At 70.5% G+C, this 24,029-nt stretch carries 27 protein-coding genes; 20 read left to right on the top strand and 7 right to left on the bottom strand.

Annotation, left to right across the window (positions count from 1 at the left end):
- Nucleotides 1-166: 166 nt before the first annotated feature.
- Nucleotides 167-841: a cAMP-activated global transcriptional regulator CRP gene (gene crp, locus A5701_RS05350; RefSeq protein ID WP_044508824.1), complete on the bottom strand. Its 675-nt coding sequence runs from the start codon at nucleotides 839-841 to the stop codon at nucleotides 167-169.
- Nucleotides 842-939: 98 nt separating this feature from the next.
- The gene (locus A5701_RS05345) at nucleotides 940-1,335 is read right to left on the bottom strand and encodes a hypothetical protein (protein WP_231969184.1); all 396 of its coding nucleotides are present in this window, start codon (nucleotides 1,333-1,335) and stop codon (nucleotides 940-942) included.
- A gap of 173 nt (nucleotides 1,336-1,508) precedes the next feature.
- On the opposite strand from A5701_RS05345, the gene nth reads away from it, so the two are divergent.
- From nth to marP, 4 genes are read left to right on the top strand one after another with little or no spacing between them, the layout of a single operon-like run.
- On the top strand, nucleotides 1,509-2,189 hold the full coding sequence (gene nth, locus A5701_RS05340; RefSeq protein ID WP_067749565.1) for an endonuclease III: 681 nt from the start codon (nucleotides 1,509-1,511) through the stop codon (nucleotides 2,187-2,189).
- A 9-nt stretch (nucleotides 2,190-2,198) separates the two neighbouring features.
- A complete protein-coding gene (locus A5701_RS05335) occupies nucleotides 2,199-2,846 on the top strand; it encodes a TlpA disulfide reductase family protein (RefSeq protein ID WP_067749563.1) in 648 nt (215 codons plus the stop codon).
- Nucleotides 2,847-2,875: 29 nt separating this feature from the next.
- Nucleotides 2,876-3,691, top strand: a complete 816-nt coding sequence (locus tag A5701_RS05330) for a CoA pyrophosphatase (protein WP_067749561.1) — start codon at nucleotides 2,876-2,878, stop codon at nucleotides 3,689-3,691.
- 11 nt (nucleotides 3,692-3,702) lie between these two features.
- Complete coding sequence (marP, locus tag A5701_RS05325; protein ID WP_156669930.1) at nucleotides 3,703-4,896, top strand: acid resistance serine protease MarP; 1,194 nt, start codon at nucleotides 3,703-3,705, stop codon at nucleotides 4,894-4,896.
- Here marP and A5701_RS05320 read toward each other — a convergent pair.
- Both A5701_RS05320 and A5701_RS05315 read right to left on the bottom strand, forming a co-directional pair.
- The gene (locus A5701_RS05320; RefSeq protein WP_067749557.1) at nucleotides 4,889-5,842 is read right to left on the bottom strand and encodes an alpha/beta fold hydrolase; all 954 of its coding nucleotides are present in this window, start codon (nucleotides 5,840-5,842) and stop codon (nucleotides 4,889-4,891) included. The two genes, marP and A5701_RS05320, sit on opposite strands and share 8 nt — an antisense overlap.
- Nucleotides 5,843-6,370, bottom strand: a complete 528-nt coding sequence (locus A5701_RS05315; protein ID WP_067749555.1) for a phage holin family protein — start codon at nucleotides 6,368-6,370, stop codon at nucleotides 5,843-5,845.
- 330 nt (nucleotides 6,371-6,700) lie between these two features.
- Here A5701_RS05315 and A5701_RS05310 point away from each other — a divergent pair, with 330 nt between their 5' ends.
- Nucleotides 6,701-7,399, top strand: coding sequence for a serine protease (locus tag A5701_RS05310; protein ID WP_156669929.1), 699 nt, complete (start codon nucleotides 6,701-6,703; stop codon nucleotides 7,397-7,399).
- 6 nt (nucleotides 7,400-7,405) lie between these two features.
- Here the strand turns inward: A5701_RS05310 and acs are convergent, their stop codons facing one another.
- Nucleotides 7,406-9,355: an acetate--CoA ligase gene (acs, locus tag A5701_RS05305; protein ID WP_067749553.1), complete on the bottom strand. Its 1,950-nt coding sequence runs from the start codon at nucleotides 9,353-9,355 to the stop codon at nucleotides 7,406-7,408.
- Between the two features lie 113 nt (nucleotides 9,356-9,468).
- Here acs and A5701_RS05300 point away from each other — a divergent pair, with 113 nt between their 5' ends.
- The gene (locus tag A5701_RS05300) at nucleotides 9,469-10,011 is read left to right on the top strand and encodes a DUF4232 domain-containing protein (RefSeq protein WP_082950330.1); all 543 of its coding nucleotides are present in this window, start codon (nucleotides 9,469-9,471) and stop codon (nucleotides 10,009-10,011) included.
- Between the two features lie 6 nt (nucleotides 10,012-10,017).
- Here the strand turns inward: A5701_RS05300 and A5701_RS05295 are convergent, their stop codons facing one another.
- Nucleotides 10,018-10,797, bottom strand: coding sequence for a hypothetical protein (locus A5701_RS05295; RefSeq protein WP_067749589.1), 780 nt, complete (start codon nucleotides 10,795-10,797; stop codon nucleotides 10,018-10,020).
- A gap of 73 nt (nucleotides 10,798-10,870) precedes the next feature.
- Here A5701_RS05295 and A5701_RS05290 point away from each other — a divergent pair, with 73 nt between their 5' ends.
- The 5 genes from A5701_RS05290 to A5701_RS05270 are packed head-to-tail and all read left to right on the top strand — an operon-like array spanning nucleotide 10,871 to nucleotide 16,671.
- A complete protein-coding gene (locus A5701_RS05290) occupies nucleotides 10,871-12,490 on the top strand; it encodes an ABC transporter substrate-binding protein (RefSeq protein ID WP_067749551.1) in 1,620 nt (539 codons plus the stop codon).
- A 4-nt stretch (nucleotides 12,491-12,494) separates the two neighbouring features.
- The gene (locus A5701_RS05285) at nucleotides 12,495-13,421 is read left to right on the top strand and encodes an ABC transporter permease (protein WP_067749549.1); all 927 of its coding nucleotides are present in this window, start codon (nucleotides 12,495-12,497) and stop codon (nucleotides 13,419-13,421) included.
- Nucleotides 13,387-14,277 carry an ABC transporter permease gene (locus A5701_RS05280; RefSeq protein ID WP_369807387.1) on the top strand — a complete coding sequence of 297 codons (891 nt, stop codon included), beginning with the start codon at nucleotides 13,387-13,389 and terminating at the stop codon, nucleotides 14,275-14,277. Before A5701_RS05285 ends, A5701_RS05280 begins: the two co-directional genes overlap by 35 nt.
- Nucleotides 14,265-15,890 carry an ABC transporter ATP-binding protein gene (locus A5701_RS05275; RefSeq protein WP_067749546.1) on the top strand — a complete coding sequence of 542 codons (1,626 nt, stop codon included), beginning with the start codon at nucleotides 14,265-14,267 and terminating at the stop codon, nucleotides 15,888-15,890. Before A5701_RS05280 ends, A5701_RS05275 begins: the two co-directional genes overlap by 13 nt.
- A gap of 22 nt (nucleotides 15,891-15,912) precedes the next feature.
- Nucleotides 15,913-16,671, top strand: a complete 759-nt coding sequence (locus A5701_RS05270) for an oxidoreductase (protein WP_067749544.1) — start codon at nucleotides 15,913-15,915, stop codon at nucleotides 16,669-16,671.
- 438 nt (nucleotides 16,672-17,109) lie between these two features.
- On the opposite strand, the gene A5701_RS05265 is transcribed toward A5701_RS05270, so the two are convergent.
- A complete protein-coding gene (locus A5701_RS05265) occupies nucleotides 17,110-17,955 on the bottom strand; it encodes an HAD-IB family hydrolase (protein WP_067749543.1) in 846 nt (281 codons plus the stop codon).
- Between the two features lie 481 nt (nucleotides 17,956-18,436).
- On the opposite strand from A5701_RS05265, the gene ssd reads away from it, so the two are divergent.
- The 9 genes from ssd to A5701_RS27980 are packed head-to-tail and all read left to right on the top strand — an operon-like array spanning nucleotide 18,437 to nucleotide 23,860.
- Nucleotides 18,437-19,486 (top strand): septum site-determining protein Ssd, encoded by a 1,050-nt coding sequence (gene ssd, locus A5701_RS05260; protein ID WP_067749585.1) that lies wholly within the window; start codon nucleotides 18,437-18,439, stop codon nucleotides 19,484-19,486.
- Nucleotides 19,483-20,643: a TadA family conjugal transfer-associated ATPase gene (locus tag A5701_RS05255; RefSeq protein ID WP_067749541.1), complete on the top strand. Its 1,161-nt coding sequence runs from the start codon at nucleotides 19,483-19,485 to the stop codon at nucleotides 20,641-20,643. The genes ssd and A5701_RS05255 overlap by 4 nt, the downstream gene beginning before the upstream one ends.
- On the top strand, nucleotides 20,640-21,443 hold the full coding sequence (locus A5701_RS05250; RefSeq protein ID WP_067749539.1) for a type II secretion system F family protein: 804 nt from the start codon (nucleotides 20,640-20,642) through the stop codon (nucleotides 21,441-21,443). The genes A5701_RS05255 and A5701_RS05250 overlap by 4 nt, the downstream gene beginning before the upstream one ends.
- Nucleotides 21,440-22,036, top strand: a complete 597-nt coding sequence (locus tag A5701_RS05245) for a type II secretion system F family protein (RefSeq protein ID WP_197504922.1) — start codon at nucleotides 21,440-21,442, stop codon at nucleotides 22,034-22,036. Before A5701_RS05250 ends, A5701_RS05245 begins: the two co-directional genes overlap by 4 nt.
- Nucleotides 22,037-22,054: 18 nt before the next feature.
- On the top strand, nucleotides 22,055-22,255 hold the full coding sequence (locus A5701_RS05240; RefSeq protein ID WP_369807388.1) for a DUF4244 domain-containing protein: 201 nt from the start codon (nucleotides 22,055-22,057) through the stop codon (nucleotides 22,253-22,255).
- Between the two features lie 23 nt (nucleotides 22,256-22,278).
- Nucleotides 22,279-22,581 carry a TadE family type IV pilus minor pilin gene (locus tag A5701_RS05235; protein ID WP_082950329.1) on the top strand — a complete coding sequence of 101 codons (303 nt, stop codon included), beginning with the start codon at nucleotides 22,279-22,281 and terminating at the stop codon, nucleotides 22,579-22,581.
- A 31-nt stretch (nucleotides 22,582-22,612) separates the two neighbouring features.
- On the top strand, nucleotides 22,613-22,903 hold the full coding sequence (locus A5701_RS05230) for an Rv3654c family TadE-like protein (RefSeq protein WP_369807386.1): 291 nt from the start codon (nucleotides 22,613-22,615) through the stop codon (nucleotides 22,901-22,903).
- Between the two features lie 28 nt (nucleotides 22,904-22,931).
- Nucleotides 22,932-23,717, top strand: coding sequence for a prolipoprotein diacylglyceryl transferase (locus tag A5701_RS05225; RefSeq protein WP_067749535.1), 786 nt, complete (start codon nucleotides 22,932-22,934; stop codon nucleotides 23,715-23,717).
- Nucleotides 23,714-23,860, top strand: coding sequence for a hypothetical protein (locus tag A5701_RS27980; protein ID WP_156669928.1), 147 nt, complete (start codon nucleotides 23,714-23,716; stop codon nucleotides 23,858-23,860). Before A5701_RS05225 ends, A5701_RS27980 begins: the two co-directional genes overlap by 4 nt.
- The last annotated feature ends 169 nt before the right edge of the window (nucleotides 23,861-24,029 follow it).

Genomic DNA, 24,029 nt, shown 5'->3' with positions numbered 1-24,029 from the left:
CGCTTACCTCGCTCGGGGTCGGATTCTCGCTCGGTTGCGCCCGCGCTCCGGGCGCGCTTACCTCGCTCGGGGTCGGATTCTCACTCGGTTGCGCCCGCGCTCCGCGCGCGCTTACCTCGCTCGGGTTCGGATTTCTCGCTCGGTTGCGCCCGCGCTCCGCGCGCGCTTACCTCGCTCGGCGGGCCAGCCTTTCGGAGTCCGAAATCAGCACGCTCTTGCCCTCCAGGCGGATCCAGCCGCGGTGGGCGAAGTCGGCCAGCGCCTTATTCACCGTCTCCCGCGAGGCGCCCACCAGCTGGGCGATCTCCTCCTGGGTCAGGTCGTGGGTGACCCGCATGGCGCCACCCTCCTGGGTGCCGAAACGCTGGGCGAGCTGCAGCAGCTGCTTGGCCACCCGGCCGGGCACGTCGGTGAAGATCAGGTCGGCCAGATTGTTGTTGGTGCGGCGCAGCCGCCGGGCCAGCACCCGCAACAGCTGCTCGGCGATCTCGGGGCGGTCGGCGATCCACGCCCGCAGCGCGTCGCGGTCCATCGACACCGCGCGCACCTCGGTGATGGTGGTCGCGCTGGAGGTCCGCGGGCCCGGGTCGAAAATCGACAATTCGCCGAACATGTCCGACGGGCCCATGATCGTCAGCAGGTTCTCCCGGCCATCGGGTGAGCGACGGCCGATCTTCACCTTCCCGGAGACGATGATGTAGAGCCGATCGCCCGGCTCGCCTTCGGCGAAGACCGTGTGCCCACGGGGAAAGTCGACGGGTTGCAGCTGCTTGGTAAGCGCGGCGACCGCGCCCGGCTCAACCCCTTGGAAGATTCCTGCCCTTGCCAGGATCTCGTCCACATTGCCTCTTCAAAGTTTCAATGTTTGTGATACGGCCAGGTTAATCCCGTGCTCGCGTGATGAGTCTAGCGGTAGGACATTTTGTCCAACGTGCAACGCTACACACGATTGACGTGTCTAGTGGCCCTAAACTGCGGATTGATCCGCGAATGCGCGTGTATTCGCGTCGGCAATGTCAGCTCGGTGTGGTCGATGAAGCTGGCGGCAAACGACGGCGCGGCGTGGCGCGGCGCGGCCGTCAGCCCGGCCAGCGCGGCCTCGGCGAGTTCCCGGGCATCGCGGCGATGCAGGAGCTCCAGCGCCTCGGGCATGCCCTCCCGCGCCAACGTGCGCAGGTCCACGAGCTCGGTGTGTTCGTAAAGCTCGGTGACCGCGATCATCGCGACGTCCTCGCGGGCCAGCCCCCGTTCGAGCCGTCCCAAGCCGAGCGCCGCCAGCATCAGTAGCCCAGGAACGCAGGCCACCAGCAACCATGACACAAGGAGAGTAAACAGGGCCTTCAATCAACACGAGGTCTCGGCGAGATCACGAAATCAGTACTCTGTCGTAGGTGACAGCGGCAAAGTCGTCCGGGCGGGCGAAGTCGGCATCGGCCCCTGCGGGCGGTGACACCGGGCAACGGTGGGCCGAGGAGACCCGGGTCGGCCTGGTGCGACGGGCCCGCCGGATGAATCGGGCGCTCGCGCAGGCGTTTCCGGACGCGCACTGCGAGCTGGACTTCACCACGCCACTGGAGCTGACGGTCGCCACCATCCTGTCCGCGCAGAGCACCGACAAGAGGGTGAACCTGACGACGCCGGCCTTGTTCAAGCGGTACCCCAGCGCGCTGGACTACGCGCAGGCCGACCGCGACGAACTGGAAGCGCTCATCCGCCCGACGGGGTTCTTCCGGAACAAGGCGACCTCGCTCATCGGCCTCGGTCAGGCCCTGGTCGAACGGTTCGACGGCGAGGTGCCCTCCACCATGGAAGAACTGGTCACGCTGCCCGGGGTGGGCCGCAAGACCGCCAACGTCATCTTGGGCAACGCTTTTGGGGTTCCCGGCATCACCGTCGACACCCATTTCGCCCGGCTGCTGCACCGCTGGCGCTGGACCACCGACAAGGACCCGGTCAAGATCGAGCGCGCGGCGGGCGAACTGATCGAACGCAGCGAGTGGACCATGTTGAGCCACCGGGTGATCTTCCATGGCCGACGGGTGTGCCACGCGCGCAAGCCGGCCTGCGGGGTGTGCGTGGTGGCCAAGGACTGTCCGTCTTTCGGCCTCGGCCCCACCGAGCCGCTGCTGGCGGCGCCCCTGGTGCGCGGCCCGGAGACCGAGCACCTGCTGGCGCTGGCCGGCCTGTAGAGCACGGCCTTGACGCGCACCACGCGCTGGACGATCGCGATCCTCGCGGTGGTGGCGGCGTTGGTCGCGGCCCTGGTGGCCCAGCTGCGCGACCAGTCCGCGACGACGACCCGGCCCGGCACCGCGGTGAACGCGCCGGACCGTGAACACCGGGACGCCGACACGCCGGCGGCGCTGGCGGGGCCGCGGCAGCGGGCCGATCTGGCGCCCTGTCCGGGCGCCGGCGACGGTCCCGGACCGCCGGCGCTGCGGGGGATCACGGTCGATTGCGCGGCCGACGGCTCGGTCGTCGACGTCGCCCGCGCGCTGGCCGGGCGTCGGGTGGTCCTCAACCTCTGGGCGTATTGGTGCGCGCCGTGTGCGGCCGAACTGCCCGCGATGGCGGAGTATCAACGCCGGGCCGGGCCGGACGTGACGGTGGTGACGGTGCATCAGGACGAGAACGAGACGGCCGCGTTGCTGCGGCTGGCCGAACTGGGCGTTCGGCTGCCGACCCTGCAGGACGGCCGCCGCCGGGTCGCGGCGGCGCTCGGTGTCGTAAACGTCATGCCCGCGACGGTGGTTCTGCGGCCGGACGGTAGCGTTGCGCAGATGCTGCCGCGGGCCTTCGACAGTGCCGACGAGATCGCGGCCGCGGTCGGAAAAGACAAGGGATAAGCCGAAAATTGGACCGACTGGAGCGCCCGGTGAGTGTTGGGGGCACGCCCCCGCCCGCGGGCGGTGCGGCCCAGGGCGCCGCGCGCGGGGCGCTGCCCCTGACGCCCGACGCCTCCCCGCCGTGGCTGCGCCCCCTGGTCGATAACGTCGAGCGGATGCCGGAGGCGTACCGGCGCCGGCTGCCGGCCGACGTGCTGGCCTTAATCACCGGCAAGGCGGTATCGGCGCTGCGCGGCAGCGGCCGGGAAGCCGCCGTCCTGGTGTTGTTCTCCGGGCCGGAGTCCGCGCCAGCCGACGGCGGCGTCCCCGACGACGCCGACTTACTGGTCACCGTGCGGGCCTCCACGCTGCGCCACCACGCGGGCCAGGCCGCGTTCCCCGGCGGAGCCTCCGATCCGACGGACGACGGCCCGGTGGCCACCGCCCTGCGGGAAGCTCAGGAGGAGACCGGGATCGACGTCTCCCGGTTGCGCCCCCTGGTCACGATGGAACGCACGTTCATCGCGCCGTCGCGGTTTCACGTCGTCCCGGTGCTGGCCTACTCGCCGGATCCGGGTCCGGTGGCCGTCGTCAACGAGGCCGAAACCGCGATCGTCGCGCGAGTTCCGTTGCGCGCCTTCATCAATCCGGCCAACCGGCTGATGGTGTATCGGGGCGACCTCGGGCGCCGGTGGGCCGGACCGGCGTTTCTGCTGAATGAGATGCTGGTTTGGGGATTCACTGGCCAGGTGATTTGTGCGATGCTCGACGTCGCCGGCTGGGCCCAGCCCTGGGACACCACCGACGTCCGCGAATTGGACGCGGCGATGGCGCTGGTCGGCGACCAGGGTGGTGCCCACCGATGAACATGAACTCGATGACCCCGTCCCAGTGGCTGGACATCGCCGTGCTGTCGGTCGCCTTCATCGCGGCCGTCTCGGGCTGGCGGTCCGGCGCGGTGGGCTCACTGTTCTCGTTCGTCGGGGTGTTGCTGGGCGCGATCGCGGGTGTGCTGCTGGCGCCCCACCTGGTCAGCCACATCGCGGCGCCGCGGGCCAAGCTGTTCGCCGCCCTGTTCTTGATCCTCGCGCTGGTGGTCATCGGCGAGGTCGCCGGAGTTGTGCTCGGACGGGCGGTGCGCGGCGCGATCCGCAGCCGCACCATCCGCACGGTCGACTCGTTCATCGGGGTGGGCGTCCAGTTGGTGGTGGTCTTGACCGCGGCCTGGTTGCTGGCCACGCCGCTGACGCAGTCCAAGGACCAGCCGGAGCTGGCCGCCGCGGTCCGCGGCTCGCGGGTGCTGGCCCAGGTCAACGAGGTCGCCCCGCCGTGGCTGAAGACGGTGCCCAAACGGCTTTCGGCGCTGCTGAACACCTCGGGCCTGCCCGCGGTGCTGGAGCCGTTCAGCCGCACCCCGGTGATCCCGGTCGCCTCGCCGGACCCTGCGCTGGCCAACAATCCGGTGGTTCAGTCCACCGCGCCCAGCGTTGTCAAGGTGCGCAGCCTGGCGCCGAGTTGCCAGAAAGTGTTGGAGGGCAGTGGGTTTGTGGTCGCACCCGACCGTGTGATGACCAACGCGCACGTGGTGGCCGGCTCCAACAGCGTGCAGATCTACGCCAGCGGAAGCCCGCTGGACGCCACCGTCGTGTCCTACGACCCGTCGGTCGACATCGCGATCCTCGCCGTCCCCAACCTGCCGCCCCCGCCGTTGGCCTTCGCGCAGACCGAGGCGAAAACCGGTACCAGCGTCGTGGTGCTCGGTTATCCCGGCGGCGGCAACTTCACCGCCACCCCGGCCCGCATCCGCGAGGTCATCAAGCTCAGCGGCCCCGACATCTACCGCGACCCCGCCCCGGTCACCCGCGACGTCTACACCATCAGAGCCAATGTGGAGCAAGGGAATTCGGGCGGGCCATTGATCGACCTGAACGGTCAGGTGCTCGGCGTCGTGTTCGGTGCCGCCGTCGACGACCCCGACACCGGGTTCGTGTTGACGGCCGACGAGGTGAACAGTCAGCTCGCCAAGATCGGCGACACCCAACAGGTCACCACCGGCGCCTGCGTCAGCTGACCACGGAGTCCAGGAACCGCATCAAGTGCCGGTTGATTTCCTCCGGCGCCTCCTCGTGGCTGAAATGCCCTGCGCCGGCGACGGATACGTAACGCCCCTGCGGGGCATAACGCTGCGTCCGGTCGACCGGGTCGGCCAGTACGTAGGGGTCGGCCTCGCCGCGCAGGTGTAGCAGCGGCACGCCGAGCTGCCGGCTCATCGACTTCATGAATCGCCGGCCCTCATCACGCAGTTGGCTGCGCACCGCCCAGCGCTGATATTCCAGCGCGCAGTGCGCCGCCGAGGGAATCTGGATCGCCAGCCGCTGGTAGCGGATGGCTTCGGAAAAGTCTTCGGAGGCAACCCATTTCGCGCAGCTGCGGCTGCGGACGAGGCGCTCGATCTCGGCCCCGTTGTCGCGGGTCAGCAGCCGTTCCGGCCACACGGGCACCTGGTAGCGCAGCAGCGTCGCCAACAGCGCGTAACCCTGGTCGCGGCGGGTCAGCGTGGACCGGCGCAGGGCCGCGGGGTGCGGGGAACTGACCAGCGCGATGGCCGACACCAACCGCGCGTGCAGCAGCGCGGTGGCCCAGCACGCCAGCCCGCCGTCGGCGTGGCCGACCAGCGTCGCCGAGGAGTGGCCCAGCGCGCGGATGAGGCCCGCGGTGTCGCCGGCCAGCGTCCAGCCGTCGTAGCCCCGGGGCGGCTTATCGCTGCCGCCGTAGCCACGAAGGTCGACCGCGACCACCCGCGCCCCGGTCAGTCCCCGCAGCTGATGGCGCCACGACCACCAGAACGAACCGAAACCATGCAGCAGCATCACCAGCGGTCGGGCGGTGGGCGGCGCGGCCGAGTCGGTGTCGGCGGGCAGCGCCTCCACGACATGGAACCGGATCCCGTTGGCGTGCACGTCGAAATGCCGCCACGGCCCGTCGATGCGGGTTACCGACGGGTCCGGCGGTGCCATTTACCAACCCGACGGATCGGATTCGGGCTTCTCGTGCTTCCCACGCCCATCGAGCTGCCTGACCGCGCCCTGCGCCTTGTCGTGACCCGGGGTGAGTGCGGTGCGCGTCTCCTTGACCGACTCGATGGTCTCCCGCGGCCCGCGGATCCGGCGCACCTTGAGGAAGCCCAGCAGGGCCAGCACGGCCCCGACCACCACCTGAATTCCGAACACGATCAGGAAAGCCGCCCAGCGCCACAGCCAGGTGTCGAGCAGCTCGGCCACGAAGAAGAAGAAAAAGAAGGTGGAGTAGAACAGCACCACCAGCGCGGCGATGAAGAAGACGCTGCCGGTCAGGCCTTTCTTGACATCACGGGTGATCTCCGCGCGGGCCAGCTCCACCTCGGCGCGCACCAGCGTGGACACCTGGGTGGTCGCGTCCTTGATCAGGTCACCGATCGACGGCTCCGCGGGGCGGGCGTGCGGGTCGGCGAGGGGGATCGTGGTCAGGGTGCTGGGCACACCGTTCTTGCCATCGGCTTTGCTCACAGACGGTCCCCTCTTTCGTCACTGCCCGGCTCGCTGTCGTCGCGGTTCATGTTGCCATGCGCCGCCGGGCCAGACGAGGCCAGCCGAAGCCGGCCACGTCCGGGTCCGGGTCGACCAGGCCGTCTCCGGCCCGTCGGCCAACTGATACCCGATCGGAACGCGCCGAACCAGGCCCTTTGCCGGGAGCCCACGCGCGAGGCGGGCCGTTGCCGCATCACACCGCCCCGGGGCCATCGCCCCGCGGGCCGCGCTGGGCACGGCGGGCGAGGGGCCCGGCCGACTAGACTGGCCAAGCCGGTCCGGGTCCGGCCTGTCGATGGGAGTGGTGCTGTGCAGACGGCGCACCGGTGCTTCGTGGCGGCAATGGGGGCGGCGCTCCTGGTCCTGGTGGGCTACCCCGTGCGCGCCGCGGCCGCCGATGTCAGGATCCCGATGGGCGGCGGCGCCGGCATCGTCATCAACGGGGACACCATGTGCACCCTGACGACCATCGGGGGCGATACCGCCGGAGACCTGATCGGCTTCACTTCGGCGCACTGCGGCGGCCCGGGCGCGCAGGTCGCCGCCGAGGGCGCGGAGAACGCCGGCACCCTGGGCACCATGGTGGCCGGCAACGACAACCTGGACTACGCAGTCATCAAGTTCGATCCCGCGAAGGTGACACCGACGGCCAACTACAACGGCTTCGCGATCAACGGCCTGGGCCCGGACCCGGCCTTCGGCGAGATCGCCTGCAAGCAGGGCCGCACCACCGGGAACTCGTGCGGCGTCACCTGGGGCCCGGGCCAGGACCCCGGCACGATCGTCATGCAGGTGTGCGGGCAGCCCGGCGATTCCGGCGCGCCGGTGACGGTGAACAACATGCTGGTCGGCATGATCCACGGGGCGTTCAGCGACAACCTGCCGACCTGCATCATCAAGTACATCCCGCTGCACACGCCGGCCGTGGTGCAGTCGTTCAACGCGATCCTGGCCGACGTCAACGCCAAGCACCGGCCGGGCGCGGGGTTTACCCCGCTACCGGCCTGATCTGAGCTACTTCGCGGCCTGGATCGCGTCGAAAACGCCGGGGTCCAGCAGGGTCGATGTGTCTCCGAGTTCCCGCTTCTCGGCGACGTCACGCAGGAGCCTGCGCATGATCTTGCCGCTGCGGGTCTTGGGCAGTTCGGGCACCACGTGGATCTCCCGCGGCTTGGCGATGGGTGAGATCTCGCGAGCCACCTCGGCGCGCAGCTCGTCGACGATTCCGTCGTGCACCTCGTACTCGGCGCACAAGACGACGAACGCACAGACGGCCTGGCCCGTGGTCTCGTCGGTCTTGGCGACCACCGCGGCCTCGGCCACTCCGTGGTGGCCGACGAGCGCCGACTCCAACTCGGCGCTCGAGAGCCGGTGCCCCGACACGTTCATCACGTCGTCGATGCGGCCCACCACCCAGATGGCGCCGTCGCGGTCGTAATAGGCGCTGTCCCCGGCGAAATACCAGCCCTGCTCGGCGAACCGAGACCAGTAGGTCTCGACGTAGCGGTCCGGGTCGCCCCAGATGCCGCGCAGCATGGACGGCCACGGCTGGTCCAACACCAGGTAGCCGGTGACGTGTTCGCCGTGATGGACGGTGGGCGTCAGGTGTTCGCCGTGGTCGTCGACGATGCTCGCGGAGATGCCCGGCAGCGCCCTCATCGCCGAACCCGGTTTGGCCGCGGCGACGCCGGGCAGCGGGGAGATCATCGCCGCGCCCGTCTCGGTCTGCCACCAGGTGTCGACGATCGGCAGGCTGTCGGCGCCGATCACCTTGCGGTACCAGCGCCACGCCTCGGGGTTGATCGGCTCGCCCACGGTGCCCAGCAGTCGCAGGCTGGACAGGTCGTGCGCGTCGGGGATCTCGCGGCCCCACTTCATGAACGTCCGGATGAGCGTCGGCGCGGTGTAATAGATTGTGACGCCGTACTTTTCGATGATCTCGAAGTGCCGGTGCTGGGTCGGCGAGTCGGGCGTGCCCTCGTAGAGCACCTCGGTGACCCCGTTGGACAGCGGGCCGTAGACGCCGTAGGTGTGGCCGGTGACCCAGCCGATGTCGGCGGTGCACCAGAAGACGTCGCGTTCGGGCTTGATGTCGAAGATGTAGTAGTGCGTGTAGGAGCACTGGGTCAGGTAGCCGCCGCTGGTGTGCACGATGCCCTTGGGCTTGCCGGTGGTGCCGGAGGTGTACAGCAGGAACAGCGGCTGCTCCGCGTCGAAGGGCTCCGGCGTGTGTTCGGGCGACGCGTCGTCGACGACGTCGTGCCACCACACGTCGCGGTCGTCGTTCCACGACACGTCGATCCCGGTGCGCCGCACCACCAGGATGTGCTCGACGGGGCTCTCGGGATCGTCGACCGCCTCGTCGGCGGCGTCCTTCAACGGTGCGGGCTTGCCGCGGCGGAACTGCCCGTCGCTGGTGATCACCAACTTGGCCTGGGCATCGGCGATGCGGGCCCGTAGCGCCTTCGCGGTGAAGCCGGCGAACACCACGCTGTGCATGATGCCCAGCCGGGCGCAGGCGAGCATCGATATCACCGCTTCGGGGATCAACGGAAGGTAGATCGCGACGCGGTCGCCGGCGACCAGGCCCAGGGCGGTCAGCGCGTTGGCCGCCTTGCACACCTCGGCCTGCAGCTCGGAATAGCTCAGGCTGCGGCTGTCGCCGGGCTCGCCCTCCCAGTGGATGGCGACGCGGTCGCCGAGGCCGGCCTCGACGTGGCGGTCCACGCAGTTGTAGGCGACGTTGAGCTTGCCGTCGGCGAACCATTTCGCGAACGGCGCCTGCGACCAGTCGAGCACCTCGGTGAACGGCGTCGACCAGGAGAGCCGGTTCGCCTGTTCGGCCCAGAAGGCCAGCCGGTCCTCTTCGGCCTCGCGATACAACTCCTCGCCGGCGTTGGCCTGCTCGGCGAACGCCGGCGGCGGGGGATACGACGACGGGCCTACGGCGTCGGTGGTGGTCACTGGCTTCCTCCTAGTGTCGAGGCTCGTCAACCGTCAGAGCCTAACGCCGCAAGGTAAAAAGGGAAGCTTCAAATTCAGGTCGAACCGCAGCCCCATGACGGATAATCACCGGTGTGCCCGGCCAGCGGCGGCGCATCCGCCGACTCGTTCCCAGCTTCGCCGCGGCCGCAACGGTTTACGCGGCCGCCGCCCTGCCGGGGCCAGCGGCGTGGGCCGTCCCGATCGACACCGCCGACGCACCAACCCCGTGCTGGTCGGACCAGATCGCCGTCACCGCATCGCCGACCCAGGCCGCCGTGGGCCACCGCGGGGCCACGCTGGTGTTCAGCCTTGCCGGCGGCGCGGAGCCCTGCACGCTGACCGGATATCCCGGCGTCGACTCGGGGTCCGGCGGACCGCTGATCCACGCCCAGCCCACCCTGCGCGGCTACATGGGCGGCCTACCCGGCGGCGCCGACGTGCCGCCCACCGTGATCCTGTCCTTGTCCACCCAGGCGCAGGCCGTGGTGGAGGGGGTGGCCATCGACGCGAACGGCGAGCCGTGCCCGACCTACACCGATCTGCTGGTCAATCCGCCGGACACGACCGTCGTGCTGAGCGTGCCGGCCACCATCGACGCCTGCGCGCTGCAGGTGCATCCGGTGACGCCCGTCTGAGCGACGTTACGAGTCGGCCCTCGCCAGGCAATACACGCGGGCCGGCTCCGGGTAGCTGACGCCCTTTGACCCTTGCGGGCATTGGGTTTTGTCCGTGCTGCCATCGATGCGCTGCACGATTTTCACCTGTACCCGGTTTGAGTCGCCGCAGTCGCCCGGCCTCAGGCTCACGGCTTCGCCGTCGCTGATGTACAGATAGCAACGGCCCTGTTGCAGGTTGATGAGAAAGCACAGTGTCGTCGAGTGGTTGCTCGCACGCTCGTAGATCGAGTGCTCCCGTTTACCGTCGGGGCAGCTGTCCGAGGCATTCCCCTTGAACGCGAGTTCGTAAGTCGCCGCGGGGTCGCTACAGCCGCTGATCAGGCGGGCGTCGAAACGGTTTGCCCGGTAATCACTTTCGCTGATGCAATCGCCCACCCGCAGCAAGGACTCGTTCTTTTGGCTCGAGATCGCGCGTGCGGCGTGGCTGACGATCCCGAACCCGCCCAGCGCCACCAAGACCAAACCGACGGTGATCAGCGTGGTGGCGGACTTGCTCGTCCGCGGCCGCGGCGGGGCGCCGGGCGGGTAACCGGGATGGGGCCAACCGGGGTAGCCGATCGCCTGCGGTGGCGGGCCCGGGGGATACGGGTAGGCGGGCGGGGGTTGCTTTCGGCGGCCACGCGAGAGCTCCCACAGCCCGATCACCAGACAGATCAAGCCGGCCGTCGGGAGGCCGAGCAAGAACATCAGCCCGCCCGCGTGCACGGCGGAATCCTCGGCGGAGGCAAGATACGCGACGACCACCACGGGATCGTAGGTCGCCGAAGCCCGTGCGGGCACTTCACCGCCGCTGCGCGGCAGGCCCTAGGGTCGGGTCATGCACCGGATGCGGGCCGTGGCGGCCACCGTGGTCGTGGCGCTCGCCGCGCTCACGGGTTGCGGCGGCGGGGCCCTGAGCCCCGAGCTGGTGGTGGTCAACGGCGGGGAACCGCCGAACCCGCTGGTTCCGACCGGCACGAACGACAGCCTCGGCGGGCGAATCCTGGATCGGCTGTTCGCCGGCTTGGTGTCCTATGACGCCGCAGGCAAACCCTCACCGGAAGTGGCGCGGTCGGTCGAGACCACCGACAGCGTCAACTACCGGATCTTGCTCAAGCCCGGCTGGAAGTTCACCGACGGCTCGCCGGTGACGGCCCATTCGTTCGTCGACGCGTGGAATTACGGCGCGCTGAGCACCAATGCCCAACTGCAACAAAGCTTTTTCAGCCCGATCGTCGGGTACGACGAGGTCGCCGCCCTGACCGCAGACGGGAAGCCGGCCCGGACCACCATGTCCGGGCTGCAAGTCGTCAACGATCTCGAGTTCGACGTGCGGCTCAAGGCGCCGACCGTCGACTTCACGTTGCGGCTGGGACACAATGCCTTTTACCCGTTGCCGGAAAGGGCTTTTCGGGACATGGCCGCGTTCGGCCGCAACCCGGTCGGCAACGGCCCCTACGAGTTGGCTGACGGTCCCGACGGGCCGGCCTGGGAACACAACGTCAAGATCGACCTGAAACCCAACCCCGACTACCACGGCAGTCGCAAGCCCCACAACAAGGGCCTGCGGTTCGAGTTCTACGCCAACCTCGACACCGCCTACGCCGACCTGCTGTCGGGCAATCTCGATGTGCTGGACACGATTCCGTCGAGTGCACTCACAATCTACAAGCGTGACCTGGGCGGCAACGCGGCCAGTGGACCGGTCGCGGTCAGCCAATCGCTCGACACGCCACTGCGGCTCCCGCATTTCGGCGGCGAAGAAGGCCGGCTGCGCCGCTTGGCGTTGTCGGCTGCGATCAACCGGCCACAGATCTGCCGGCAGATCTTCAACGCCACCCGCAGCCCTGCCCGCGACTTCACCGCGAGCTCGTTGCCCGGATTCGATCCGCACATCCCGGGCAACGACGCATTGGACTTCAATCCCGAACGGGCCCGCCAACTCTGGGCGCAGGCCAACGCGATCTCGCCGTGGAGCGGGCGCTACTTGATCGCCTACAACGCCGACAGCGGCCATCAAGAGTGGGTGGACGCGGTGGCCAACAGCATCAAGAACGTGCTGGGCATCGACGCCGTCGGCGCGCCGCACCCCACGTTCGCCGGTTTCCGCACCCAGATCACCAACCGCACCATCGATACCGCGTTCCGCGCCGGCTGGATCGGCGACTACCCGTCGATGATCGAGTTCCTCGCCCCGCTGTACGCCACCGGAGCGGGATCCAACGACGTCGGATACTCGAACCGGGACTTCGACGCCGGCCTCGCCGCCGCCGAGGCCGCACCCGACCTGCAACAGGCGGACGTGCTGGTCAATAAGGCCCAGCGGATCCTGTTGCGCGACATGCCCGCCGTGCCGCTGTGGTACTACATCGCGGTGGTCGGATGGTCGTCGCCGGTGAGCGGCGTCAAGCTCACGTGGAACGGTCTGCCCGACTACGAGAACATCGTCAAGGCGTAACGGCATGGGTTCCTACATCGCGCGCCGGATCGCCGTCATGGTTCCCGTCTTCCTCGGCGCCACGTTGCTGATCTACGGCATGGTGTTCCTGTTGCCCGGCGACCCGGTGGCCGCGATCGCCGGGGACCGCCCGCTGACGCCCGAGGTCGCCGCGCAGCTTCGGGCCCGCTACCACCTCGACGACCCGTTCATCGTCCAGTACCTGCGCTACCTCGGCGGCGTCCTGCACGGTGACTTGGGCCGCTCCTACTCGGGGCTGCCGGTGAGCGACGTTCTCGCACACGCCTTTCCGGTGACTCTGCGGCTGGCGCTGATCGCCCTGGTCGTCGAAGCGGTGCTGGGCATCGGCTTCGGGGTGATCGCCGGGCTGCGCACCGGCGGGATCTTCGACTCGACCGTCCTGATCGCGGGGCTCGTCATCATCGCGGTCCCCATCTTCGTGCTGGGGTTTCTGGCCCAGTTCGTGTTCGGGGTGAAGCTGGGCATCGCACCCGTCACGGTGGGCGAGAGGTCGACGATCGGGCGCCTGCTGCTACCCGGCGTCGTGCTGGGTTCGGTGTCGTTCGCCTACGTGGTGCGGTTGACCCGGTCGGCGGTCGCCGCCAACGCGCACGCCGACCATGTCCGCACCGCCACCGCCAAGGGGTTGTCCCGGCCGCGCGTGGTGACCGTGCACATCCTGCGCAATTCGCTGATCCCGGTGGTGACGTTCCTGGGGGCGGACCTCGGGGCGCTGATGGGCGGAGCCATTGTCACGGAAGGAATTTTCAACATCCACGGCGTCGGCGGTGTGTTGTATCAGGCCGTCACCCGCCAGGAGGCGCCGACCGTGGTGTCGATCGTGACGGTGCTGGTGCTGATCTACCTGATCACCAACCTCGCGGTGGACCTGCTGTATGCCACGCTGGATCCGAGGATCCGGTATGGCTGAGCGCAGCGGCTTCTGGCGCGACACGTGGCGGGGGCTGCGCGGCCGGCCGAAGTTCGTCTTCGCCGGCCTGCTGATCCTGTTTATCGTTGCGGTCGCCACGTTTCCGGCGTTGTTCACCGGGGCCGACCCGAGTTACGCCGATCCCAGCCAGAGCCTGCTTCCGCCATCGGGCGCGCACTGGTTCGGCACGGACCTGCAAGGCCACGACGTCTACGCCCGCACCGTCTACGGCGCGCGGGCCTCGGTCACCGTCGGCCTGGGGGCCGCGGTGGTGGTGTTCGTCGTCGGCGGCGCGCTCGGCGCGCTGGCCGGCTTCTACGGGGGCTGGGTCGACACGCTGGTCTCCCGCGTCAGCGACGTCTTCTTCGGCCTGCCGCTGCTGTTGGCGGCCATCGTGCTCATGCAGGTCATGCACCACCGCACGGTGTGGACCGTCATCGCCATCCTCGCCTTGTTCGGCTGGCCACAGGTGGCCCGCATCGCCCGGGGATCGGTGCTCTCCGTGCGCGCCAGCGATTACGTGCTCGCCGCGAAAGCATTGGGGCTGAGTCGCTTTCAGATACTGCTGCGCCACGCGCTGCCCAACGCACTGGGCCCGGTCATCGCGATGGCCACCATCGCCCTGGGCGCCTTCATCGTCACCGAAGCCACGCTGTCCTACCTGGGCGTCGGGCTGCCGCCGACGGTGGTCTCCTGGGGTGGCGACATCAACCTCGCCCAGACGCGGCTGCGGGCGGGCTCGCCGATTCTGTTCTACCCGGCCGGCGCGCTGGCGATCACGGTCCTGGCGTTCATGATGATGGGTGACGCGTTGCGCGACGCCCTGGACCCGGCGTCCCGAGCGTGGCGGCCGTGACCGGCGCGCCGCTGCTGGCCGTCGAGGGGCTCAGAGTCAGCTTCGGCGATCACGCCGCCGTCCGCGGCGTGGACCTCACCGTCCTGCCGGGCGAAACCATCGCGGTGGTCGGCGAATCGGGATCGGGGAAATCCACCACGGCGGCCGCGATCCTCGGGCTGCTTCCCCCCGGCGGGCGGATAACCGCCGGGCGCATCGTCTTCGACGGTTCCGACATCGCCGGCGGCAACCGACGGACGCTGCGCGCCATCCGGGGGCGCGAGATCGGCTACATTCCACAGGACCCGATGAGCAATCTCAACCCGGTCTGGAAGGTCGGTTTCCAGGTCTCGGAAGCGTTGCGGGCCAACACTTCCGACCGGCGGACGCGGCGGCACGCGGTCGAGCTGCTCGGTCAGGCCGGCATGCCGGACCCGGCGAAACAAGCGGGCCGCTACCCGCACCAGCTGTCCGGCGGCATGTGCCAGCGCGCACTGATCGCGATCGGGTTGGCGGGCCGGCCGCGGCTGCTGATCGCCGACGAGCCGATGTCGGCGCTGGATGTCACCGTGCAGCGTCAGGTGCTCGACCACCTGCAGGGGCTGACCGCGGAACTCGGCACCGCGCTGCTCCTGATCACCCACGACCTGGCGCTGGCCGCAGAACGCGCCGAGTCCGTCGTCGTGATGCGCGAGGGCGCCGTGGTGGAATCCGGTGCGGCGCGGTCGATCCTGCGCGAGCCGCAGCACGAGTACACCCGGCGGCTGGTGGCCGCCGCGCCGTCGCTGACGGTGCGGAGCCCCGCCCGGTCCCGTCCGGCGGACGACGGCGGGTCCGACGCGGTCCTGGTCGCCTCGGAGCTGACCAAGGTCTACCGCGACTCGCGCGGTGTGCCGTGGAGACGGGCGGAAGTCATTGCGGTGGAGGGAGTTTCGTTCGGGCTGCGGCGGGCCAGCACCCTGGCGATCGCCGGCGAATCGGGGTCGGGCAAATCCACCCTGGCGCGGATGGTGCTCGGCCTGCTGGCGCCAAGCTCCGGCACCGTCGTCTTCGACGGCACCCGCATCGACGCCGCGCTGAGCCGGGACCAGCAACTGGCCTTCCGGCGCCGCGTGCAGCCGATCTTTCAAAACCCCTACAGCAGCCTGGATCCCATGTATACGGTGTTCCGCGCCATCGAGGAACCGCTGCGCATTCACCGCGTCGGCGACCGCCGGCAGCGCGGGCGCGCGGTGCGCGACCTCGTCGACCAGGTGGCCCTGCCGTCGTCGGTGCTGGGGCGGCTGCCCCGTGAGCTGTCGGGCGGCCAACGGCAGCGGGTGGCGATCGCCCGTGCGCTGGCACTGCGGCCCGACGTGCTGGTCTGCGACGAGGCGGTCTCCGCGCTCGACGTCCTGGTGCAGGCGCAGATCTTGGATCTGCTGGCCGACCTGCAAACCGAGCTGGGCCTCGCCTACCTGTTCATCAGCCACGACCTGGCGGTGATCCGGCAGATCGCCGACGACGTCTTGGTGATGCGCGCCGGCCGCGTGGTGGAGCGGGGCGCCACCGAGGAGCTGTTCACCCGCCCCCGGCACGAATACACCCGCCAGCTGCTGGAGGCCATCCCGAAGGCGCCGACACCCGATCGTTGAAGCCGGGATAGGTTGGCAACCTGTGACCGCCGATCCACTGGCCCCGCTGATGGAGTTGCCGGGCGTCGCCGAGGCCAGTGACCGGGCCCGCGACGCGCTGGGCCGCGCCCATCGCCACCGGGCCAACCTGCGGGGCTGGCCGGTGACCGCCGCCGAGGCGGCGTTGCGGGCCGCGCGCGCCTCGTCGGTGCTGGACGGCGGCCCCGTTCGGCTGGAGGACCTCGCCGATGCGGCGGTGGTCAGCGATCCGGTGTTCGGTGGGGCGCTGCGGGTGGCGCAGGCGCTGGAGGGCGGCGAGGGTCCGCTGGTCGGGGTGTGGCGGCGGGCCCCGCTGCAGGCGCTCGCGCGGCTGCACATGCTGGCGGCGGCCGACCAAGTCGACGAGGAGCGGCTGGGCCGGCCCCGCGCCGATGCCGGCGTCGGGCCGCGGCTGGAGTTGCTGGCCGATTTGGTGAGTGGTGGCACCGAGGCACCGGCGCCGGTGGTCGCCGCGGTCGCGCACGGCGAGCTGTTGACGCTGCGGCCGTTCGGCAGCGCGGACGGCGTGGTGGCCCGCGCGGTCTCGCGGTTGGTGACCATCGCCAGCGGGCTGGACCCGCACGGGTTGGGGGTACCCGAGGTGAGCTGGATGCGCCAGCCCGCCGACTATCGCGATGCGGCGCAAGGCTTTGCGGATGGAACTCCGGCCGGGGTGGGGGCGTGGCTGCTGCTCTGCTGCCGGGCGATGCGAGCCGGTGCACAGGAGGCGTTGACGATCGCGGAGTCGGTGTCGAGCCGGTAGCTGAATCGGTAGCCGGCGCCGGGCGAAAACACCGCCGGACAATGTAAAGCGGGCGACGTCCCGAAGGGTTCGGTCCGCCGCCCGCTAACACGGAGCTCGGTTACCATGCGTGCATTTCGGGGCTGCGTGGGTTGGCCTCGGCGATCTTGCGATACTTCCGGTTGCAACCCCACCCAAAGGGCCGTCGACGCCGTCCATATTTCGCAATTACGCAGGCCCGCAACACTTCTGCCATTATCGCGGCTATGACTCCGCGTGGGTGCCGGGTTCCGTGCTGGGCGCCCGGTTCGGGAGAACGATCCTTCTCTTCCGGATCGACCTTGGCCTCATCGGGCTTCCGTGGTTCCTTTGTACTACTAGACCTCTAGCGCAGCAAGGCCCAATTTTGTTCGAAATCGCGCACCGATGCGGAAATGCGTTTGCTGCGAAACGCGGGGCCTAGAACGCGAAGCGGCGCAGCAGCGAATAGGTGACCGCGCCGGCGGCCAACGCACTGACGCCCACCGCGGCGGTCGTCGCGATCGCGGCGCCCGACGGTGCCGGGATGCGGTCGCGCAGTGACACCGGCCGGGAGAACGACAGCACCGGCCAACCGCGCTCGACGGCTTCCCGGCGCAGCCCACGGTCGGGATTCACCACGCTGGGGTGGCCGACGGACTCGAGCATCGGCAGGTCGGTGATCGAGTCGGAGTAGGCGTAGCAATGCTCCAGCGGGTAGCCCTCGCGGGCGGCCAGCTCGCGGATCGCCTGCACCTTGCCCTCGCCGTAGCAATAGAACGCTATCTCCCCGGTGTACCGACCGTCCTCGACGACCATGCGGGTCGCCATCGCGTGGGTGGCGCCAAGCGCACGGGCGATCGGCGCCACGATCTCCTCGCCGGAGGCGGAGACCACGACGACGTCGCGGCCGCACAATTTGTGCGCGGCGATCAGGTCCGCCGCTTCGGCGAACACCAGCGGCGTCACGATGTCGTGCAGAGTTTCGTTGACGATCGACTTGACCTGTTCCACGTCCCAACCGGCGACCATGTTCGTCATGTGGATGCGCATCCGGTCCATCTGGTCATGATCAGCACCGGAGAGCAGATAGATGAACTGGGCGTAGCTGGATTTGAGCACGGCGCGGCGGTTGAGCAGTCCTTGGTTGAAGAATGGTTTGCTGAAAGCCAGCGTGCTGGACTTGGCGATGATGGTCTTGTCTAAGTCGAAGAAGGCCGCTGTGCGGGCGCGGGGAGCGGTGGTAGCCGACGTGTGCTGCTCCTCGGCCGGGTCGAAGACGGTCACCGCCCCAGCATAGGTGGGTCGTCGGTCCGGGCTGCGGTTCTGGGACCGAAATGGCCGCTCAGCAAAGTGGGACCGACGGTAACGGCAGTGTTTTTGCGGCTCAACGTGTTCTTTCATAGAAAGAGCTATTGCGTTACCGCCGCTTGTCATGTGTATAGTAAGCATTACTCGGCCTGAGCCGAGGGTGTATCAGCCCGACCCCCCGGGGCTGATGCACGACGACCCTCGCCTCCTCCCCCCCTGGCGGGGGTCGTCCCTTTTCTGGGGTAAATTCCGCCGACACCGGGCCGCCTGGCGTGGCCGTCCGATTGGTTGCGGGCTTTCCGCATCGTGTGCGCCGCCCGACGTGTTTGTGCACACTCGCGTCTCTCTCCACAAATCCGCAGTTTGGGACTGGTGTCCAATATCGCGGGCCCGCAGAGTGGGGCACGTGACGAGCACCTCGCAGGCCGACGCGACGGCTCCCGCGGGCGTGCTCGCGATGCTGGCGGACCCGGAGCTGCGCCGCGACTTGGAGCGCGTGGCCGCGGCCGTCGGCGTCCGGGTAGTCCATGCCGGTGGCGTCGTGAGCCGCAAGACGTGGTCGGCGGCGGCGGCCGTCGTGCTGGACGAGGCGGCGGCCGAACGGTGCGGGCGGGCGGCGCTGCCCCGCCGCGCTCACGTGACCGTGCTGGCGGCGGCCGACCCGGCGACCTCGACATGGACGGCGGCCGTCGCCGTCGGCGCCGAGCACGTGCTGCGGCTGCCCGAGCGGGAGCGTGACATGGTGCGCGCGCTCGCAGAGGCGGCCGAATCGTCGCGCGACGACGGGACTCGCGGCGCGGTGGTCGCGGTCATCGGGGGATGCGGCGGGGCCGGCGCCTCGACGCTGGCGGTCGGCTTGGCGCACGCGGCGGCGGACGCGCTGCTGGTGGACCTCGACCCATGGGGCGGCGGGATCGATCTGCGGCTTGGCGCCGAGAACGCGGCGGGCTTGCGCTGGCCGGACCTGGCGCTGCAGGACGGCCGGCTCAGCTGGTCGTCCGTGCGGGCGGCGTTGCCGCGGCACCGGGGCATCAGCGTGCTCTCCGGCACCCGGCGCGGATACGAGCTGGCGGCCGGCCCCGTGCACGCCATCGTCGACGCCGGCCGCCGCGGCGCGGTGACGGTGGTCTGCGACCTGCCGCGCCGTCTCACCGATGCGGCGCACGCCGCGCTGGATGCCGCCGACCTCGTCGTCGTGGTCAGCCGCTGCGACGTGCCGGCGTGCGCCGCGACGGGTGCGCTGGCGCCGGTGCTCGCCGCGGTCAACCCCAACGTGGGATTGGTGGTGCGCGGTCCATCACCGGGTGGGTTGCGGGCAGCCGAGATCGCCGAGATCGCCGGGCTGCCGTTGCTGGCGTCGGTCAAAGCACAGCCCCGGGTCGCCGAGCAGCTGGAGCGAGGCGGCCTGCGTCTGGGGCGGCGATCTACGCTCGCGGCGGCGGCTCGGCAGGTGCTGGCGGTGCTGCCGCGCGCGTCGGGGCCGGCACGAAAAGGCGAGGCCGCGTGAGTGGTTCGCTGATCGACCGGGTACGGGAGCGGCTGGCCGCCGAATCCGCGCCGCTGGGGGCCAACGTCGTGGCCGCCGCCATTCGGGCCGAGTCGGGCGGCATGCTCGGCGATACCGAGGTGCTGGCCAACCTGCGGGTCTTGCAGACGGAGCTCACCGGCGCCGGCATCCTCGAGCCGTTGTTGTGCGCCGACGGCACCACGGACGTGTTGGTCACCGCGCCCGACGCGGTCTGGGTTGACGACGGAAATGGCTTGCGGCGCACGCAGGTCCGGTTCGCCGACGAAGCGGCGGTGCGGCGCCTGGCGCAGCGGCTGGCGCTGGCGGCCGGTCGCCGGCTGGACGACGCGCAGCCGTGGGTGGATGGCCAGCTGACCGGGATCGGCGCCGGGTTCGCGGTGCGATTGCACGCCGTGCTGCCGCCGGTGGCGGCCGCGGGCACGTGCCTGTCATTGCGGGTGCTGCGGCCGGCCAGTCAGGACCTGGCGGCCCTGATCGCGGCGGGCGCGCTGGCGCCCGAGGCCGCCGCGATGGTCGCCGACATCATCGCCGCCCGGTTGGCCTTCCTGGTGTGCGGCGGAACAGGAGCGGGCAAGACGACGCTGTTGGCGGCGATGCTCGGCGCGGTCGCGCCCACCGAGCGGATCGTCTGCGTCGAGGATGCCGCCGAGCTGGCGCCCCGGCACCCGCACCTGGTGAAACTCGTCGCGCGGTGCGCGAATGTCGAAGGCATCGGCGAAGTTCCGGTGCGCCAGCTCGTTCGCCAGGCCCTGCGGATGCGGCCGGACCGCATCGTGGTCGGCGAGGTGCGGGGCGCCGAGGTGGTGGACCTGCTCGCGGCGCTGAACACGGGCCACGACGGGGGAGCGGGCACGGTGCACGCGAACAACCCGGCCGAGGTCCCCGCCCGGCTGGAGGCGCTGGGCGCGCTGGGCGGTCTCGATCGCGCGGCGCTGCACAGTCAGCTCGCCGCGGCCGTGCAGGTGCTGTTGCACGTCGCGCGCGACCGCAGCGGGCGGCGCAGGCTCGGCGAGGTCGCCGTTCTTCGCCAGGTCGCGGGGCGGGTGCGGGCGGTCACCGTGTGGCGTGCCGACGAAGGCATGACCGACGAAGCCGAGCTCTTACACCGCGTGCTGCGGGGCAGGTTGCCGGCATGAACGGCCCGGCCACCGGTGCGCTGCTGTTGGCGCTCGCGCTGCTCGTGCTTCCGGCGTCGCCGCGGCGCCGCCTGGCGCCGATGGCGTCGAACCGCCGGTGGCGCCCGGTCGCCGGGCCACGCGAGGCGGCTTGCCTTGCCGTGGTCGCCGTGGGTGCGGCGGCGGTGTTGTTACCGCTGACGACGGTGCTCGCCGTCGCGGTGGTCGGCACGACCGCGAACCTGCGCTATCGCCGCCGCCATCGCACCCGGTGCGCCCAGCGCGAGGGGCAGGCGCTGGAAGGTGCGCTCGACGTGCTCGTCGGTGAGCTGCGTGTCGGCTCCCACCCGGTGCGCGCGTTCGGGGTGGCTGCCGGCGAAACCGCCGGTGCGGTGGCGGAGTCGTTTCGGGCGGTCGCGGCCCGGGCCAGGTTGGGGGCCGACGTCGCGGCCGGCCTACGCGCCGCGGCGAAATCGTCGGCCCTGCCCGGGCATTGGGATCGCCTCGCGCTGGGCTGGCAGCTGGCCAGCCAGCACGGTCTGGCGATCGCCACCCTGATGCGCGCCGCGCAGCGCGATATCGCCGAGCGGCAACGATTTTCGGCCCGGGTGACGTCGAACATGGCCGGCGCGCGGGCGACCGCGGCGATCCTGGCGGGTCTGCCGGCGCTCGGCGTGCTGCTGGGCGAGCTGATCGGCGCGCGACCGTTGGCCTTCCTGTTCAATGGGCGCGCGGGTGGCTGGCTGTTGGTGGTGGGTTCGGCGCTGGCGTGTGGCGGCCTGTTATGGGCCGACCGCATCACCGATCGGCTCGGGTCGTGACCACGGCGGCGGTGTTGCTGGCTGTGGCGGCGTGGATCGGTCCGGGCCCGGCGCTGGTGCGAACGCGGGCGCGCGCACCGGTCCGCCGGCATCGGCCGCGCTCGGGGCGCGGGATGGCGAACGGCCCCGACCCGTTGGCGGTCGCGTCCTGTCTCGACGTGCTGGCGGTGTGCCTGGGCGCCGGCATGGCCGTGGCCGCCGCCGCGTCCGCCGCCGCGGCGTCCGCCCCGCCCGCGCTGGCCCGCGTGCTGCGGCGCGCCGCCGACCTGCTGGCGTTGGGCGCCGATCCCGTTGTCGCCTGGACGATCTCGCCGGATCGGCGGCCGCACGAGGCCGACGCGCAGGTCGAGGCGTTGCTGCGGCTCGCTCGGCGTTCGGCGGCCTCGGGTGCGGCGCTGGCCGAGGGAGTCGCCGAGTTGGCCGAAGACTCCCGGCACGGTGCCGCGCACGCGGCCACCTCCGCCGCCGAACGCGCCGGGGTGCTGATCGCCGGGCCGCTCGGGTTGTGTTTCCTGCCGGCGTTCGTGTGCCTGGGAATCATTCCCGTGGTGGCGGGGCTCGCCGGCGAAGTCTTTCAATCGGGATTATGGTGAAGAGAAAGGGAAGCATTGCTGCACAACATTTTTCGGTCGCTGATCGCGCGCCTGACGGTCGTGGTGTCCGACGAGTCGGGCATGTCCACGGTCGAATACGCCATCGGCACTGTGGCGGCCGCCGCCTTCGGTGCGATTCTGTACACCGTCGTCACCGGGGACTCCATCGTGTCGGCGCTGACCAACATCATCGGTCGCGCGCTCAACACCAAGGCCTGACCGGCAGTGCGGGCGCCAGCACCGTGGAGGCGGCCCTGGGCGTCGCCACCCTGGTGGTCGTGCTGGTGCTGTGTCTGGCCGGTGTCACCGCCGTCTCGATGCAGGTTCGCTGCGTGGACGCCGCTCGCGAAGCCGCCAGGCTCGCCGCGCGCGGCGACGACCGCTCAGCCCTCAACGCGGCCCGCCGCATCGCCCCCGGCGGGGCGCGGGTCGAGGTGCACCGCGAAGGTGAATTCCTGGTTGCCACCGTCGTCGCGCGCTCGAAGGTGTTGCCGGCGCTCGACATTGCCGCCAAGGCGGTCTCGGCGGCGGAGCCGTCGGGATGATCGGGGCTCGGCCACCCTGGTCGCGGCCTGGATGGTGGCGGTGTTGCTTGGCGTCGCGGGTGCCGGCGCTTACCTGGGTGCGGTGGTGGTGGCGCGTCACCGCGCACAGGCGGCGGCCGATCTGGCCGCGCTGGCCGCCGCGGCCCGGCTGCCGTCCGGAGCCGATGCGGCCTGCGCCCGCGCGACGGCGGTGGCCCGGCGGATGCGGGCCGACGACACCGGGTGTGCGGTGGACGGCCTGGATGTGGTCGTCACGGTCCGCGTGGCGGTCTTCGGCAGCGCGGCGAGCGCCGCCGCGCGGGCGGGCCCGGCCACCGGCTGACGCGGTCCCGACGTAATAGTCTGTCGGCGTGGTGCCGCACTGGCGGATCGGTTCGGTGATGCTGCCGATGCACGGTGTCTTCGTGGCGCTGGGCGTCCTGGCCGCCGCGGTCGTGTTCATCGCCGAAGCCCGCCGGCGCGGAGGGGTCAACGAGCAATCGCTGGTCGCGGTGACCGGCGCCCTCGTCGGCGGCGCGGTGGGAATGCGCCTGTCCGGCTGGGCCGAGCACCTGGACCTCCGCCTCAACCCGACGATGTTGCAGGCGTGGGAATTCGGGTCGCGCAGCATTCTGGGCGGGCTGCTGGGCGCCTACCTCGGCGTGCTGATCGCTAAGCGCCTCGGCGGCTACACCGGCAAGACCGGTGACCTGTTCGCCCCCGCCGTCGCCCTCGGCATGGCGATCGGCCGGGTCGGCTGCCACCTCACCGAGGCGCCGGGGCGCCCGACGAACCTGCCATGGGGCGTGCATGCCCCCGCCGGCGTGCCGAAGTGCCCGGGCTGCCTCACCGGCGCGGCGATGCACCCGTCGTTCCTCTACGAAATCGCCTTCCAGCTGGCCGCATTCGCGGTGCTGCTCTGGCTGCGCAACCGGGTGAGCCACCCGGGCGAGCTGTTCGTCCTCTACGTGGCCGGCTACGCGGTATTCCGGTTTTTCGTCGAGTTCTTCCGCGCCAACGAAACGGTGTGGCTGGGCCTGACCCGGCCGCAGTGGTTTCTGCTGCCCTCCCTGCTCGTCATCGCCGTTAGGCTGCGCGTGGGATATCGGCGGGGCTATTACGACGCCGTGTTGCGACGGGAGGCGGTTGCCACATGACGAACCCACCGCCGGGTCCCCCTCCGCCGGAGGCGATCAGCCCGAGCATGACGGCCCCCGTCGCGAACGCGGCCTTCGGCGCGATCGCGTTGGCGAGCCCGAACAACACCAGCGGGCCGAGGATCGCGTTGATCCCGGCATAGAGGGCCATCCCGGCGATGGCCGCGCCGAAGACCTCGCCGCCGCTCGGCTTGCGCTGCGGCGGTTGCGGTTGCCAGGCCGGGTAGGGCTGGTATGGATAGCCGGGCGGGGGCCGTCATGCTCGGGCTGATCGCCTTCGGCGGCGGGGGCGCGCTGCTGTTCGTCAAGGGC

Origin of the sequence: Mycobacterium sp. E3305, from assembly GCF_001666785.1 — a bacterium.
Lineage (GTDB): Bacteria > Actinomycetota > Actinomycetes > Mycobacteriales > Mycobacteriaceae > Mycobacterium.
This window is presented reverse-complemented; position numbering and strand designations above follow the sequence as displayed.

Coding starts and splice junctions, on each gene's coding strand:
- nth (WP_067749565.1), top strand. CDS start 1,509: ATGAATCGGGCGCTCGCGCAGGCGTTTCCGGACGCGCACTGCGAGCTG.
- marP (WP_156669930.1), top strand. CDS start 3,703: ATGACCCCGTCCCAGTGGCTGGACATCGCCGTGCTGTCGGTCGCCTTC.
- A5701_RS05320 (WP_067749557.1), bottom strand. CDS start 5,842: ATGGCACCGCCGGACCCGTCGGTAACCCGCATCGACGGGCCGTGGCGG.
- A5701_RS05290 (WP_067749551.1), top strand. CDS start 10,871: ATGCACCGGATGCGGGCCGTGGCGGCCACCGTGGTCGTGGCGCTCGCC.
- A5701_RS05285 (WP_067749549.1), top strand. CDS start 12,495: ATGGGTTCCTACATCGCGCGCCGGATCGCCGTCATGGTTCCCGTCTTC.
- A5701_RS05280 (WP_369807387.1), top strand. CDS start 13,387: ATGCCACGCTGGATCCGAGGATCCGGTATGGCTGAGCGCAGCGGCTTC.
- ssd (WP_067749585.1), top strand. CDS start 18,437: ATGCTGGCGGACCCGGAGCTGCGCCGCGACTTGGAGCGCGTGGCCGCG.
- A5701_RS05250 (WP_067749539.1), top strand. CDS start 20,640: ATGAACGGCCCGGCCACCGGTGCGCTGCTGTTGGCGCTCGCGCTGCTC.
- A5701_RS05230 (WP_369807386.1), top strand. CDS start 22,613: ATGGTGGCGGTGTTGCTTGGCGTCGCGGGTGCCGGCGCTTACCTGGGT.
- A5701_RS27980 (WP_156669928.1), top strand. CDS start 23,714: ATGACGAACCCACCGCCGGGTCCCCCTCCGCCGGAGGCGATCAGCCCG.